The organism is Enterococcus sp. DIV2384 (assembly GCF_050534975.1).
In the GTDB taxonomy this organism is placed as follows: domain Bacteria; phylum Bacillota; class Bacilli; order Lactobacillales; family Enterococcaceae; genus Enterococcus; species Enterococcus faecalis.
The window spans coordinates 1144767-1159568 of sequence record NZ_CP172905.1 but is presented as its reverse complement, the minus strand read 5'-3'; the positions used below and the strand labels follow the sequence as shown (position 1 = coordinate 1159568).

Annotated in this window: 14 protein-coding genes; all 14 read right to left on the bottom strand. The window is 34.5% G+C overall.

Going from position 1 to position 14802, the window contains the following annotated elements; all coding sequences use genetic code 11:
• Window positions 1-99 precede the first annotated feature (99 nt).
• On the bottom strand, window positions 100-855 hold the full coding sequence (locus IGK54_RS05745; protein ID WP_002388066.1) for an ABC transporter permease: 756 nt from the start codon (window positions 853-855) through the stop codon (window positions 100-102).
• On the bottom strand, window positions 827-1714 hold the full coding sequence (locus tag IGK54_RS05740) for an ABC transporter ATP-binding protein (RefSeq protein WP_010775790.1): 888 nt from the start codon (window positions 1712-1714) through the stop codon (window positions 827-829). Before IGK54_RS05740 ends, IGK54_RS05745 begins: the two co-directional genes overlap by 29 nt.
• Complete coding sequence (locus IGK54_RS05735; RefSeq protein ID WP_142957623.1) at window positions 1698-2948, bottom strand: radical SAM/SPASM domain-containing protein; 1251 nt, start codon at window positions 2946-2948, stop codon at window positions 1698-1700. Before IGK54_RS05735 ends, IGK54_RS05740 begins: the two co-directional genes overlap by 17 nt.
• Complete coding sequence (locus IGK54_RS05730) at window positions 2941-3582, bottom strand: hypothetical protein (protein ID WP_010819950.1); 642 nt, start codon at window positions 3580-3582, stop codon at window positions 2941-2943. The genes IGK54_RS05735 and IGK54_RS05730 overlap by 8 nt, the downstream gene beginning before the upstream one ends.
• Window positions 3566-4096 carry a S16 family serine protease gene (locus IGK54_RS05725; RefSeq protein WP_016615759.1) on the bottom strand — a complete coding sequence of 177 codons (531 nt, stop codon included), beginning with the start codon at window positions 4094-4096 and terminating at the stop codon, window positions 3566-3568. Before IGK54_RS05725 ends, IGK54_RS05730 begins: the two co-directional genes overlap by 17 nt.
• 62 nt (window positions 4097-4158) lie before the next feature.
• Window positions 4159-4302 carry a hypothetical protein gene (locus IGK54_RS05720; protein WP_002384628.1) on the bottom strand — a complete coding sequence of 48 codons (144 nt, stop codon included), beginning with the start codon at window positions 4300-4302 and terminating at the stop codon, window positions 4159-4161.
• A 237-nt stretch (window positions 4303-4539) separates the two neighbouring features.
• Window positions 4540-5388, bottom strand: a complete 849-nt coding sequence (locus IGK54_RS05715) for a helix-turn-helix domain-containing protein (protein ID WP_241408337.1) — start codon at window positions 5386-5388, stop codon at window positions 4540-4542.
• A gap of 104 nt (window positions 5389-5492) precedes the next feature.
• Window positions 5493-6662, bottom strand: a complete 1170-nt coding sequence (gene dnaJ / locus IGK54_RS05710) for a molecular chaperone DnaJ (RefSeq protein ID WP_142957190.1) — start codon at window positions 6660-6662, stop codon at window positions 5493-5495.
• Window positions 6663-6716: 54 nt separating this feature from the next.
• The gene (locus tag IGK54_RS05705; RefSeq protein ID WP_002357824.1) at window positions 6717-6839 is read right to left on the bottom strand and encodes a hypothetical protein; all 123 of its coding nucleotides are present in this window, start codon (window positions 6837-6839) and stop codon (window positions 6717-6719) included.
• 114 nt (window positions 6840-6953) lie between these two features.
• Window positions 6954-8783, bottom strand: coding sequence for a molecular chaperone DnaK (gene dnaK / locus IGK54_RS05700; protein WP_002357825.1), 1830 nt, complete (start codon window positions 8781-8783; stop codon window positions 6954-6956).
• Window positions 8784-8842: 59 nt separating this feature from the next.
• On the bottom strand, window positions 8843-9382 hold the full coding sequence (gene grpE / locus IGK54_RS05695; RefSeq protein ID WP_002357827.1) for a nucleotide exchange factor GrpE: 540 nt from the start codon (window positions 9380-9382) through the stop codon (window positions 8843-8845).
• Window positions 9383-9436: 54 nt separating this feature from the next.
• Window positions 9437-10480 (bottom strand): heat-inducible transcriptional repressor HrcA, encoded by a 1044-nt coding sequence (gene hrcA, locus IGK54_RS05690; RefSeq protein WP_002357828.1) that lies wholly within the window; start codon window positions 10478-10480, stop codon window positions 9437-9439.
• Between the two features lie 226 nt (window positions 10481-10706).
• Window positions 10707-11855, bottom strand: a complete 1149-nt coding sequence (gene hemW, locus IGK54_RS05685; RefSeq protein WP_185938082.1) for a radical SAM family heme chaperone HemW — start codon at window positions 11853-11855, stop codon at window positions 10707-10709.
• Between the two features lie 243 nt (window positions 11856-12098).
• Window positions 12099-14759, bottom strand: a complete 2661-nt coding sequence (gene mgtA / locus IGK54_RS05680; protein WP_142957193.1) for a magnesium-translocating P-type ATPase — start codon at window positions 14757-14759, stop codon at window positions 12099-12101.
• Window positions 14760-14802 lie beyond the last annotated feature (43 nt).

Genomic DNA, 14802 nt, shown 5'->3' with positions numbered 1-14802 from the left:
TACGCTAAATTTTAAAATATTCTCGTAAAATGTTTGGAAATAAAAAAGCTCTTAAAAGTTTACTTTTCAATAAACTTTTAAGAGAGTCAGCTTATTCTGTTAATATCTACGATCTACACCTGCAGATTTACTCTTGTCATAAATACTATCAAACGCTAAAATTCCTAAAGTCAGATAACTAACAGAAATAATAATAAATAATAGATATTCTCCACTAGAAATTGCTTCACCTTGAATCAAGGTTTGACTAATTTTGATTCCTTTAGTAATAGGTAGTAATTGACCTATTTTTTGAAGCCAATTAGGTAATAATCCCAGAGGAAAAATCGCACCTGATAAAATCATTATTCCATATGAAATAATCGACTCAAAAGAAGCTGTTTTAGTAAACTTTAACGTTAGGCCACACAAAAGCATCGTAAACCCAAGAATTCCGAGACTTGCAATAAAAAAAATAGGAACCAAGAGCATATGGAAGCCTAAAGTTAAATTTAAAATCACTTTTAAAATAATAAGTGCTACAAGAACTTTCACTAAATTAACGACACCCCAAATACTCGAACGAATTAAAATTAGTTTTTTCAAACCGATTGGTTGAATCATTAATTGTTCCAAAACACCCATTTGTTTTTCACTAGAAGTTGAAACTGAGGCTTCGCCAATTAAACTACTTAATAAAAACCAATAGACAAATCCAATATAAAAAGAGCTTTCCGACGTGTTTCCGCTCATTAATCCCATACCAATAAAAATAAAAATCGTAATCACTGTACTCACAATTTGGTCAGGGTAATACATTTTAATTTCAAATAAATATTTACGAAGTTCACCAACGAATGCTTGTAGAATTTTCATGATAAACCTCCCTTAAAATTTCTTCAATGTTTTTCTTACGTTTTTCAAATCTATTAATTTGGTACCCTTGTTTGATTAAATTTTGTAGTTCTAGCTGTGCTGTTTCCTCTCCTTCAAGAATTATTTCTTTTGAGGGTTCTCCTAAAAAATTAAAAACTATTTCATACATATCAGATTCAAATTGTTTTATAAAGGTCGAATAGCTACCATAATATAATTGCTTACCGTTATTTAACAACAAGACTCGATCTGACAAGGTTTCTAAAACATCCGCTTGATGGGAGGTTAAGACAATTGTTTTTTGCTCTTGGTGCGCTAATTCTTCAATAATTGCCATAATTTCTTTATTTGACTGAAAATCTAAACCTAAGGTTGGTTCATCTAAAAATAAAATATCTGTTTCTTTAACTAACGCACAAATAATGGCTAATTTTTGTTGCATACCTCGTGAATAAGCTCCTGCCGGTTTGTGAATAGCTTGTTGCAACTGAAAGCGTTGGACCCATTGATGAACTTTTTGTTTTTCCTTCTTGTATGATTTTCCAGATAAACTTAGAAAATAACGAATATTTTCTATCCCAGATAAAAAAGGGTAGATATTGTCTACTGATTCCAAAACTGCTCCCATTTTGCTATATAGCTGAGCAGAATTATTTTTTTTAATTCCAGCATATTTTACTTCCCCCTTGGTCGCATAGATCATTCCCAACAGAATTTTAATCAAGGTTGATTTACCTGCGCCATTCTTACCAAGAATCACAAAAATTTCTCCTTTATTAATTGCAAAAGATAAATCTTCAAAAATGAGTTCTTGTCCAAATTTTTTAGTGAGGTTCTGACATTTAATCACTTCTTCCATTAAGATACATCCTTTCTGAAAATTCATGCACTAGAGGGATAGAATTACTCTCAAATGAATTTTTGGGGCACTTAAACGTTTTACTGAATCTCTTATAATAGCAACCCCCATCACAAACAGGTAAAAACTTACATTCTATACAGTCCTCTAAAGATTCATTTTTATTAATCTCTTGCGAACGGATAAAATCAAACATGAATTCACCATATTCTCTTACATGTACTTGTTGAAATTGTTTTAAACCTACTGCTTCTATACATGAATAAAGATAACCATTTGCTCCAATAATAAAATTATTTTTTTGAAACATGCTACATCCTAAAAATATATCTCTATAAAATGGTTCGTATGTATATCCCTCTTCCAGTGCTATTTTGTGTACTTCGTACCAATGAGTATCTTCTTTTAAAGTATATTCATACTGTTCATCTTTAGTATCTATGACATCACTAAATATAAGTGGATAGGTAATATTTTGTACTTTTAATTGTTGAATTAATTCAGGAATAGAATCTACATTTTCAGCATTTAGATTACAATTAATTTGAATGTTAATATCTGGATATTTTTCATTTAATAATGCTATGTTCTCCAAAATTTTATCAAAGCTACCACTTCCGTGTTTCGAAACACGAAAATTATCATGTATTAACCTCGGACCATCTAATGTAATCATAAGCTCTTTCAGACCTAAATCGTACAATCTTTGGTATTTTCTCCCCATTATAGTACCGTTAGTAACCATATTGAAATGAGTTCGCTCCCTAGGTACACTCAAAGTTTTCATAATATTTTCAATTGATTTTGAATGAAGCATGGGTTCCCCTCCGATAAAACAAATATCCACTTGTTCTGGTTGGATGTCGTTTACAGAAACATTTATAAAATTAACAACCTCGTTAACTGTAACTTCTGTCATTACTTCTTTCTCTGAAATAACATTCTGATAACAATAACTACACTTTAAATTACAATCATAATTTAAATGAACGACATATCGTGCAACTTTGTCTGAAAATAAATATGAATTTCTTACAGGATTCAACAGTTCTTCTTTGTCAGATTTACATGTTTTATTCATATAAAACTGATGTTCTAATTCTGGATACATGGAGTCTCTATTTTCGTTATCAATGAGCATATGTTGTTTTGTTAACATATTGTAAAGCGCAGTCTGACTTTTATTTATCCTAGTTTTTACAACATACTTACTAAGTCTTTCCAATTTATTCATCCCTCTCCAACACAGCTTTATATTCATCCCTTATATTATTGTATATTGATATTTTACTTTCATTAAATTCTTGACAAATATCTTTATTGCTAAGCATAGTTTTGAAAAAGCCAAACGTTACTTGCAATGAAGGAAACATACCAAATAAAAAAAGTAATTCCTCAGGGTAATCATATATTTGCTTGCAGTCATTATATTTTTTTACAAAAAAATTTTTATTGTTTTTCAGTTTTAATGTAGAACTATTTCTGATAAATAGATTAAAGTTTTCAAAATGATATTCATCAGTTTCAAAAGTCATTTCTATGCATATATTTTTATATAAATTATATGTTTTACAAATTTTATTCAATTCTTTCAAATCATTGATATTTTCAATTTTTATGAAATAATTATTTTCAAAAAAGCGAGAATTGTATATGTACTCCAAATAATTTTCTTCTTTATATTTTTTTTGAACTAATATACCATTTGCAACTAGCTTCTCCACTAATTCCAAATCATATTTCACCCAATCATCAATTCTATTCCATAGTTGATAAGGAACTTCAAAAACAGTGAGAGAAAAATAATTTATTATTCTTACAGTTTCTTTTCCTCTTTCTACAAATATATAATTAGATTTTTTCAACATGAGAAGCCCTCATTTCTATTATAGACAAAGTGTCATAAATATTATCACAACTTAATTCATCGCTATAACGTAACACTTCATTACCTTCTTTAGGTATAACAAATAAAGAAAAATTTTCTTTTCTAAAAAATTTTCTTTTCTCCTCCAAACCACCAATTTCTTTGACATTTCCCCTCAAATCAACATCTCCAGTTACTAAAAATGTAAAATCGCTATTTATTAGCTTCATTTTGGTGTGATACTTCTGATAATATAATATTGCCATAAAAATCCCAAGAGACGCCGAAGGTCCATCTTTAAATATATCATTATTAGTAAAATGGATATGAAAGTCTTTTATTTCATTTAAACCAAACTTCTGTTTATTATTTTTAAGCAATGTTTTCGCTATAAATACTGAATCTTTTATTTGCGAACCTACTAACCCTGTAATTACAGTAGTATCTGACTGGGCAATCTGAATTTCAAAATATTCTACAAATCTATCTTCAGAAATTGCAGGAACATAAAACATTTTTAATTCCTCCTTTTAAAAAAACTCACTATAAAATAAAGATTTTATAGTGAGTTTTTTGATTAAATGTGTATATTTACTTGACGTTGAGTTTTTGCGCAGCAAGAATATACTTTCGAAAGATTACTTACCTCTTTCTTGACTTTACTTTTTGTGTTTTCCATCACTTTCTTTTCTACCATCGAAATTTCTGACATTTTTTTCATTACCCAATCCTCCTAAAAAAATATATTTTAATTAGGTTAAATACCTAATTATTCAATGTATAAACAATCCACCATTCATTTCCCATAATAAATCTCCTTTCTTTGTAACATAATACACAAGAATGATTTAATTAAAAATGACTTTTTTGTCCTTGACTATAAACACAATTTAAGGCATAATTATTTTTTTGTCTTTCTCCCATTCATCTAATATTTTTTCTTTTAATAGATAATCACTTAATAATAATCACTTAATAACTCAGCTATATTTATTGCAGTCAAGTATTTATTATCAGCTTTGCCCAAATTTTTGTTAACAACTACTTCATATTTTCCTTCTAACATTTCCCATATTGCCCAGTTATTTAACCAGTGAGCCTGCTTTCTTATTTGCTTAGAAAATTTGATTATATTGTATAAATCCTCATATCTTTTTTTTCTAAAACAAATACTAGCAACGGAAGTGAAAACTCCATCCAAAATAACAAGCTCTAAATCATACAAGTAATTGATACTACAGATTAATTTTTTTAATATTTTACTAAATTCACCTTCATTCCATCCGTAACTATGGAGCATCTCAAAATATATCTTTGAAAGTAATAATTCGTTAATACCATAAACTTCAGGTTCTATTAATCTTTTAAAATTATTTTTCAAAAGATTTTCCATGTAGTCTACATTTTTAGTTACTACAGTACTTATTATTGAACTTTCTAATTCAATAGTTAGTTGTTCTTCTAACGGAAGATCAAAAAAATACTTTTCATATATTAACTCTAAAATCCCTTCTTTATATTCTAACCTTTCCAAGCTACCTATCACAGGGTACGTTTTAAAAACTTTATGTTTTAATTTTAAATAGTCTCTAGGCAGTTCACTTTTTTGTTCAATTAAATTTACTACAGCCACATTTAATTGCTTCGCTATAAAGTTTAGTACACTAATCGTAGTGTTTGCGTTTTCATTTTCTATTCTAGTTAATTGCCTGACAGAAAGTTTACTTTCATCTTCACAGAGGGATTCTCTAGATAATCCTTTTTTACACCTCAACATCTGGATATTTTTACCAATATCTAGCACCATAATATTCACCCTTTTTTCTCATCGTAATATAACTTTATTCAAATGTAAAGGAAAAATAAACCCAGCAAGCCACGAAATATTCATGACTTACTGGGTTGTCTCTTTTATTTTTTCTTCTTACCGCCAAACGCATCTTTCATTTTATCAAAGAAGCCTTCTTCTTGTTGTTCAGTTACATTTTGTCCGCCAGCTTTTGCAAAAGCTCGTAGGGCATCCTTTTGTTCTTCATTAAGATTTTTTGGTGTTATTAATTTCACTTTCACGTGTTGATCACCATTGCCCCCACCACGTAAACGTGGCGCACCTTTGCCTCTTAAGCGGAAGTTTGTGCCAGTTTGTGTTCCAGCCGGAATTTTTAATTTCACGTCACCATGAACAGTTGGGACAGTTACTTCGTCCCCTAGAGCCGCTTGGACGAAACTTACTGGTAAATCGTAGTAGATTTCTGCGCCATCTCGATCGAAAATATCACTATCTTCAACACGAAAGACTACATATAAATCACCATAAGGTCCACCATTGGTACCCGCTTCTCCTTGGTTAGCTAAGCGCATTTGTTGACCGTCTTCTACTCCAGCAGGCACATTTACTTTGACAGTATGTGCTTTTTTCTCATGACCTGTGCCATGACAAGTTGGACATGGTTCTTTGATTTCTTTCCCTGTGCCATGACACACATCACAAGTTTGACGACTCATCATACGACCTAATGGCGTTTGACGTTCAACATTGATTGTTCCAGAGCCATGACATTTATGACAAGTTTCTGGGTGTGTGCCTGGTTTGGCGCCATTACCGCCACAGGTTGCACAAGTATCTTCTCGATTGTACTTAATCTCTTTTTCGACACCGAAAATAGCTTCTTCAAATTTCAATTGAATTGTATATTGTAAATCGGCGCCTTGTCTTGGTGCATTTGGATCAACAGAACGGCCACCGCCGCCGCCAAAGAATGAATCGAAAATATCTTCGAATCCACCAAAACCACTACTGCTAAATCCGCCGCCACCGAAACCGCCAAAGCCACCAGCGCCGCTACCGTAATTAGGATCAGTTCCTGCATGGCCATATTGGTCATAGGCCGCTTTTTTCTGTGGATCACTTAATACTTCATACGCTTCAGAAACTTCTTTAAATTTTTCTTCCGCATCGGCTTCTTTGTTAATATCTGGATGGTACTTTTTGGAAAGTTTGCGGTATGCTTTTTTTATTTCATCATCTGAAGCACCTTTTGCTAATCCTAGCACTTCATAATAATCTCGTTTCGTCGCCATTGACTTCCCTCCAACTTTCTTCAAACTTTACAATGTGTTTAGAACCAGCCAAATTCATCGATTGCTTTCGGTCTCTCTGGTTGGATTATCTGTCACACCTTGAATCAGTGTTACTAGCTGTGAATAGGTATTTTCAGCTTGTTTAACATCGTTGTAATCATACCACAGTTCTTTCAAAACCTAAATAGTTTCTTGCTAACTTGATTGTGGTTGATTTCCTCACAAAAGACAAGGGACTGGGACATTAGTCATTGTACTAATGATCCAGTCCCTAAAATCAATTGTTATTGATTATTTATCATCACCATTTACTTCTTCAAAATCAGCATCAACAACATCATCAGCGCCACCTTGGGCAGCTTCAGGATTTTCTTGTGCTTGTTGTTGCGCAGCTTGTTCGTAAAGTTTTACTGTTAAGTTTTGGACGATTTCATTCAATGAATCACGTTTTGCTTTCATTTGTTCGATATCGTTTGCTTCGATGGCTGCTTTTAATTCATCACGCGCATCTTCTGCTTTTTTCACTTCTTCAGCGTCTACTTTGCCTTCTAATTCTTTCAATGTTTTATCAACAGTGAATAATAAAGCATCTGCATCGTTACGTAAGTCAACTTCTTCTTTACGTTGTTTATCTGCTTCAGCGTTTGCTTCAGCATCTTTCACCATACGTTCGATTTCATCATCAGATAAACCTGAAGAAGATTTAATCGTGATTGTTTGTTCTTTTTGAGTGCCTAAGTCTTTCGCACGAACATTTACAATCCCGTTTTTATCAATGTCAAAGCTTACTTCAATTTGTGGCACACCACGAGGAGCCGCAGGAATATCTGTTAATTGGAAACGACCTAATGTTTTATTATCAGCGGCCATTGGACGTTCACCTTGTAAAACGTGAATATCAACAGCTGGTTGATTGTCAGCAGCAGTTGAGAAGACTTGTGATTTACTTGTTGGAATCGTAGTGTTACGATCAATTAATTTTGTAAATACGCCACCCATTGTTTCAATCCCTAATGACAACGGTGTTACGTCTAATAAGACAACGTCTTTAACATCACCAGTGATTACGCCACCTTGGATTGCAGCACCCATTGCTACTACTTCGTCAGGGTTAACTGATTTGTTTGGTTCTTTGTTTGTTTCTTTGCGAACAGCTTCAACTACAGCTGGAATACGTGTTGAACCACCAACTAGGATAACTTCGTCGATTTCAGAAGGATTTAATCCAGCATCTTTCAAGGCTTGACGTACTGGTACTTTTGTACGTTCAACTAAATCACTTGTTAATTCATCAAATTTTGCACGAGTTAAGTTCATTTCTAAGTGCAATGGTCCTGCTTCGCCAGCAGTAATAAATGGCAAGCTGATTTGTGTGCTTGTTACACCTGATAAGTCTTTTTTCGCTTTTTCAGCAGCATCTTTCAAACGTTGTAATGCCATTTTATCGTTAGCTAAGTCAATGCCATTTTCTTTTTTGAATTCTGCAACCATGTAGTCAATGATCTTATTATCAAAGTCATCCCCACCTAGGTTGTTATCACCGGCTGTTGATAATACATCGAAAACGCCATCGCCTAATTCAAGGATTGACACGTCGAATGTACCACCACCAAGGTCAAAGACAAGAATTTTTTCATCTTTGTCTGTTTTATCTAAACCATAAGCTAAAGCTGCTGCTGTTGGTTCGTTAACGATCCGTTCTACTTCTAAGCCAGCAATTTTACCAGCATCTTTTGTTGCTTGACGTTGCGCATCGTTGAAATATGCAGGAACTGTAATAACTGCTTTTTCAACTTTTTCACCTAAATAGTCTTCAGCAAAACCTTTTAAATATTGTAAGATCATTGCAGAAACTTCTTGTGGTGTATATGATTTTCCTTCAACATCAACTTTGTAGCCAGCTTCACCCATGTGACGTTTAATAGATGAAATCGTGTTAGGATTTGTAACAGCTTGACGTTTTGCTACTTCGCCCACTTGAATTTCACCGTTTTTGAATGAAACGACCGAAGGAGTTGTGCGGTTACCTTCTGGGTTTGCAATAATTTTCGCTTCGCCGCCTTCTAGCACTGCGACAGCTGAGTTTGTTGTTCCTAAGTCAATACCAATAATTTTACTCATAGTGAATATCTCCAATCTGTATTAGTTTTCTATAATAATATATTTTTAATTAACGTTTGTTATTGTGCAACAATGACCATTGATGGTCGTAACACACGATCTTGTAATTTGTACCCTTTTTGTAGAACTTCAACAATGGTATCTGCTGGGGTTTCTTCAGAAGCAGGGACTGTTTGAACGGCTTGATGTAAATTTGGATCAAAGGTTTCACCCATTGCTGGGATTTCTTCAATTCCTTCTTCTTTTAAAGCCACAGTAATACTTTCTAGCACCATCGAAATACCTTTTTTCAAGCTTTCGCCTTGTTCATCTGATACTTCAATAGCCATTGCTCGTTCTAAATTATCAATGGATGGTAAAATCTTTTTACCTAAATCTTGTGAGCGGTAACGAACTAATAATTCTCGTTCGTTTTTATTTCGATTGCTCATATTAGCAATTTCGGCTCTTGCCCGCAAGAACTTGTCTTCCATTTCGGAAAGCTCTGCTTTAAGATTTTCAATCTCTGTTGCTTCAACTTCTACTTCAGAAACGCCAGCAGCATCAACAGCTTCCATTTCTTCTTGTAATTCTTCTTGCTTCTCTTCTTTTTTACTCACTTCAGCAACTTCCTTTCTCTTTATGCATCTACTTCTTATCCTAACAAGGTTTGCTTAATTACCTAAAAAACGGTAATAGTCACCTAGTTGTGAAGCTAGCTCATGTCGAAACGTGTCTACCAAACCGAATATTTTTGAATACGGCATACTGGTTGGTCCTAGCAGGGCAATTGTTCCTTTGCCATGTCCTGATACTTCATACGTAGCAGTGATCATGCTCATATCTTCTAAGAGATTGTTGCCAATTTCTGAGCCGATACGAAAAACAATTGGATTTTCTGTTGTTGCAGAACCATTTAATAAATGCGTCAGCTCATCAGAATTTTGCATAAAGGAATAGACAGATTTCAATTGTTCAATATCTTGTTTGATGCCAAAATCTAACAAATTCATGCGACCACCGACAAAGACTTTTTCTTCAAAGGCATGTCCTAACATCTCATCGAATAAGTTCATCATTCCTTCTGGCGTTTGGAAATAGCGATGTAAAATCATCGGAATCTCCGTCCGCAAACGATGATAAACGGTCAACAAAGGTTGTCCAACCAACTTATCATTGATGATTTGTGTCATTTTTTCAAGATCTTGGCTAGAAACAGCGGCAGGAATGGCAAATACTTGGTTTTCAACATTGCCTTTATCTGTCACTATAATAGCAAGGACTTGCCGATCATTCAAAGGAACCATTCGAAAGCCGGTTAATTTCCGTTCTTTCACTTCAGGTCCTAATGAAAAAGCAGTATAACTTGTCAATTCTGATAGAATTTCAGCTGATTGTCGAATAATATCATTAATCTCATGAAATTCTTTTCCAAAAGATTGACGAATCCTTCTAAGTTCGTTCTCTTCTACTTGTGTTGGTTGTAAAAGATGATCCACGTAGTAACGATAACCAGCCATTGAGGGAATTCGCCCTGAAGAAGAATGGGTCTTAGCTAATAAGCCGTATTCCTCTAATGCTTTCATATCATTACGAATTGTGGCAGAACTAGAGGCAATGCCATCCTCCATCAATTTCTTAGAACCGACAGGTAAGCCCGTGTTCGTGTAATTTTGGATGATAAGTCTCAAGATATTTTGTTGTCTTTCTGTAATCATCGTTATTACCACCCTTCATTAGCACTCTTAACATCTAAGTGCTAACTACATATACTAATATAACAAGTCCTTACCTTTTTGTCAAGGGAAATACGCAACTTTTTAGCACTCTCCACACAAGAGTGCTAATCGCTGCAAACCACCTTCAAAAACCATCAATACCAACTTTTGTAATAAAAAAATCATCGGAATGCTTTGTCACACTTCGATGATTTTTTTATTTTTTTTACTCTTTTTCACTTAACAAAAATGCTTCAAAAACATTATTCCCCACAAATAGTCCTTTTTTCGTTAAACGTAAGATATCTGCTTCTTCAATTAATAATTCTTCTTTGATTAAGCGTTGAATGACCTCACCATAAATTGCTTCAATTGGTTCATGAAATTTTTGTTGGAATTTTTGTTTAGAAATGCCTACTTTTTTACGTAAGCCTAAAAATAGCTCTTCTTCTATTTGATTTAGACGAGTTAATTCTTCAGTCTCCACAATTGGCAATTGATTTTCTCGCAAGGGTTTCAAATAATGTTGGATTGGGCCATGATTTTTGTAACGAGTTTGCCCAAGATAGCCGCTGGCACCTGCGCCAAATCCATAGTAGTGGTCATTATTCCAATAAGCCAGATTATGCTGGCTTTCTTTTCCTGTTAAAGCAAAATTACTAACTTCATATTGGTGACGTCCTTTTTTCTCCATTGCTTCAATCGTTTCGTCAAACATTTGTGCTTCGATTTCTTCTTCAGGCAGCTGTAACCGTCCTTGACGAACCCAGTTCATGAACATTGTTTTATTTTCAAGAATTAATGAATAAAGCGAATAGTGCGGCAAGTCCAATGCTAAGGCTCTTGTCAAAGTATCGCGAAAACTTTCCAATGTTTGTCCAGGTAAAGCATAGATTAAGTCAATACTGACATTGGTAAAATTTTCTTTCTCTAAAAATTTCATTGTTTCATAAACATCTGCGGCGGTGTGTTTGCGACCGATTTTTTTGAGCAATCGATCATCAAATGTCTGAACGCCCATCGAAAGACGATTGACGCCATAGTTTTTCATGACTTGTAATTTTTCTTGGGTTAAATCACCAGGGTTTGCTTCCACCGTAAATTCATTTCGGTCATCAAATGTTAGCTGTTCGCGAACCCCATTTAGTAGCACATCTAACTGTTTCGCTGATAATGAAGTTGGCGTGCCTCCGCCAATATAGATTGTTTTCATTTCTTGTTCTGGATACAATGCTTGCGTAAGTTGAATTTCTTTTAATAAACTCTGAATATATTCATCAACTGGTTGTCCTTCTAAAAAGACCTTGTTAAAATCGCAATAATAACAAATATGCTCACAAAATGGAATATGAATATAGGCCGACCGATCGAACATCGGCGTTGAAGTTGAAAGTTGGTTTGTTTTGGTCATTAGCTCGTTTTATCTCCTTATTACCAAAAAGCTCGTTCTTTTTGGAAAGTCTCTACTAGCCATACTAACTGTAAATGACAAATAAATCCATAAAAAAATTCGCACAGTCACTTAAAACAACAACGAGGAGCTGTCATAAAAACCGACACCTCCTCAACCTTGAAAGAAAAGTAAAAAAATTTTTCTATATATAATAGTACAAATCAGTTACAGTAATTGACCGTAACGTTTGACGTATAAAACTTTAATGAACGCAACCAGTGCTAAATAAGCAACAATTGTCGGGATTAAATACAAGAAATAGCTTGGTGATAAACCGACAAATCCTAGTTCTGCACCGAAAGCGGTAAAGGGTAAAACAGTTCCGAGAACAATCCCTGCTGTAGTGACTAACGTCATAATTCCAGAAGCACTACTTTGAAGGAAAGGCATTTTTTCTGTTCGTAGGAAATGCAAGACGAGCATTTGGGACCATAAGGACTCAATGAACCACCCTGCATGGAAAATACCGATAAAGAGCAATTTATCTGCTCCATTTAATTCAAAGAATGAGCCACCTAGGATAGCCGGACACACAATGAAATACATAAATAAATAGGTAACAATATCAAAAATAGAACTCGTTGGACCAAACCAACGCATAAAATTACCAATTGATTTTGGTTCCCATTTTTTTGGTTTTTCTACGTATTCTTCATCTACTTTGTCCCAAGGAACTGACATGCACGAAGTATCGTAAATTAGATTTAATAATAGCGATTGAATCGGAGCAATCGGTAAAAATGGTAAAAAGATACTTGCTGGGATCACGGAAAAAACATTGCCAAAATTAGAACTTGCTGTTAATTTGACGTACTTCATCGTGTTCGTAAACACGCGCCGTCCAGATAAAATTCCTTTTTCCAAAACCATTAAATCTTTTCTCAATAAAATTACATCCGCCGATTCTTTCGCCACATCGACAGCTGTATCAACAGAGATTCCTACATCAGCAGCACGCATTGCTCCAGCATCATTTATTCCATCACCTAAAAAGCCAACAGTTTGACCATTTTCAGTTAACGCATTTACAATACGAACTTTTTGGTCAGGCGTAATTTTGGCGAAAATATTATACGCTTGAACGGTTTTTCTTAATTCTTCTTGGTTTAATTGTTGAAGTTCATTTCCTGTAATAATTTTTTCGCCAGCCAGACCAACTTCTTTACAAACAGAATGCGTCACATACTGATTGTCCCCCGTTAATACTTTCACAGCTACATTATGTTGATGCAAGGCGTGAATAGCTGCCGCCGCTGTTTCTTTTGGCGGATCCAAGAAGGCAAGATAACCTTGTAAAATCAACTCTGATTCATCTTTAGTTGTATACTCCCATTCAGCCGCTTCGACTTTTTTATCGGCAATTGCTAGAACGCGCAAACCATCTCGATTTAAAGCTTCAACGTCTTTGGTAATTTTTTGACGTAGCGTCTCTGTTAAAGGCACAATTTCGCCATCTAAAAGTACCTGTGTGCAGACCAAGAGCATTTCTTCAACCGCACCTTTGGTAATTAAGCGTGTTTCTCGCGTTTTAAACTCTTTGATAATCACGCTCATTCGACGTCGATTGAAATCGAAAGGAATTTCATCTACTTTATAAAAATCATCTGATTGTATATCACTTTCTTGTGTCGCCGCTTGAATAACGGCGTTATCCATTAAATTACGCAAACCTGTTTGAAAATAACTGTTTAGAAATGCTAAATCCAAGACTTTTTGATCTTCTTGGCACCCAATATTATAGTGGTATTCTAAAATTACTTTATCTTGTGTTAAGGTACCTGTTTTATCCGTACAAAGTACATCCATCCCGCCAAAATTTTGAATGGCATTGACATTTTTCATAATCGTGCCTTCTTTAGCCATTTCTCGAGAACCTTTGACTAAATTGGTTGTTACAATCATAGGTAACATTTCTGGTGTCAAGCCGACAGCTGTGGCAATCGCGAACATTAATGCTTCCACCCAATCGCCTTTTGTTAACCCATTAATTAGAAAAACAGTCGGCGTAATGACCAACATAAAGCGAATCAGCACCCACGTTGTTTTATTAATTCCTGTTTCAAAACTCGTCTGCTGCTGCTCTTCTCCGTTATCAGAAGCCATCCGTCCGAATAAAGTTTGATTACCAACTTTAATGACAATGCCTAAACCAGTGCCACTAATTACATTTGTTCCTAAAAACAAAAGATTGTCGTATTCTGTATCAATTTGATCACTATCTTTTTGATGAGTCGCGTGTTTTTCAATGGGAAAACTCTCTCCAGTCAAGGATGATTGGGAAACAAATAAGTCCTTAGATTGGATTAAACGTAAATCGGCTGGAATCATATCGCCAGCGGATAGTTGGACTAAGTCGCCACACACAACTTCCTCAATAGGAATTTCCATTTGCTTCTTGTCACGAATGACTGTCGCTGTAACTTTAATCATATTTTGTAATTTTTCAACTGCATTGCTTGATTTGACTGATTGTACAAAACTCATCGTGCCGCTTAAGATGACCATCGCTAACATAATTAACACGCCAGTAACATCTTTTTCCTCTGGCGCAGCATAGACATATTCTGTAAAAAATGAAATCGTGGCTAGTGCTAATAACACCAAAGTAAACGGCGTGATATACGATTTTATAAAAAGTCGCAGCCGTGAAGCTTTTTTTTCATTCATAATTTTATTGCGGCCATAACGTTCTTGTAATTCTTCAATATCTTGGTGTTTAATGCCATCCCAAGTTGAGCCGAAACGTTGTAAAACTTTTTCTACTTCTGAATGGGCAAACTTTTTGTAACTATAGTCATGGCCCAAGTGACGCATTTTCTTTTCCATTTTCTTTCACCTCATTTATCTGTTGTTGACTTGAATTGACGAT

Bases quoted from the DNA above. Each gene is read 5' to 3' on its own strand.
- IGK54_RS05745 (WP_002388066.1), bottom strand. From the start codon at position 855: ATGAAAATTCTACAAGCATTCGTTGGTGAACTTCGTAAATATTTATTT.
- IGK54_RS05740 (WP_010775790.1), bottom strand. From the start codon at position 1,714: ATGGAAGAAGTGATTAAATGTCAGAACCTCACTAAAAAATTTGGACAA.
- IGK54_RS05735 (WP_142957623.1), bottom strand. From the start codon at position 2,948: ATGAATAAATTGGAAAGACTTAGTAAGTATGTTGTAAAAACTAGGATA.
- IGK54_RS05730 (WP_010819950.1), bottom strand. From the start codon at position 3,582: ATGTTGAAAAAATCTAATTATATATTTGTAGAAAGAGGAAAAGAAACT.
- IGK54_RS05725 (WP_016615759.1), bottom strand. From the start codon at position 4,096: ATGTTTTATGTTCCTGCAATTTCTGAAGATAGATTTGTAGAATATTTT.
- IGK54_RS05720 (WP_002384628.1), bottom strand. From the start codon at position 4,302: ATGAAAAAAATGTCAGAAATTTCGATGGTAGAAAAGAAAGTGATGGAA.
- IGK54_RS05715 (WP_241408337.1), bottom strand. From the start codon at position 5,388: ATGGTGCTAGATATTGGTAAAAATATCCAGATGTTGAGGTGTAAAAAA.
- dnaJ (WP_142957190.1), bottom strand. From the start codon at position 6,662: ATGGCGACGAAACGAGATTATTATGAAGTGCTAGGATTAGCAAAAGGT.
- dnaK (WP_002357825.1), bottom strand. From the start codon at position 8,783: ATGAGTAAAATTATTGGTATTGACTTAGGAACAACAAACTCAGCTGTC.
- hrcA (WP_002357828.1), bottom strand. From the start codon at position 10,480: ATGATTACAGAAAGACAACAAAATATCTTGAGACTTATCATCCAAAAT.
- hemW (WP_185938082.1), bottom strand. From the start codon at position 11,855: ATGTTCGATCGGTCGGCCTATATTCATATTCCATTTTGTGAGCATATT.
- mgtA (WP_142957193.1), bottom strand. From the start codon at position 14,759: ATGGAAAAGAAAATGCGTCACTTGGGCCATGACTATAGTTACAAAAAG.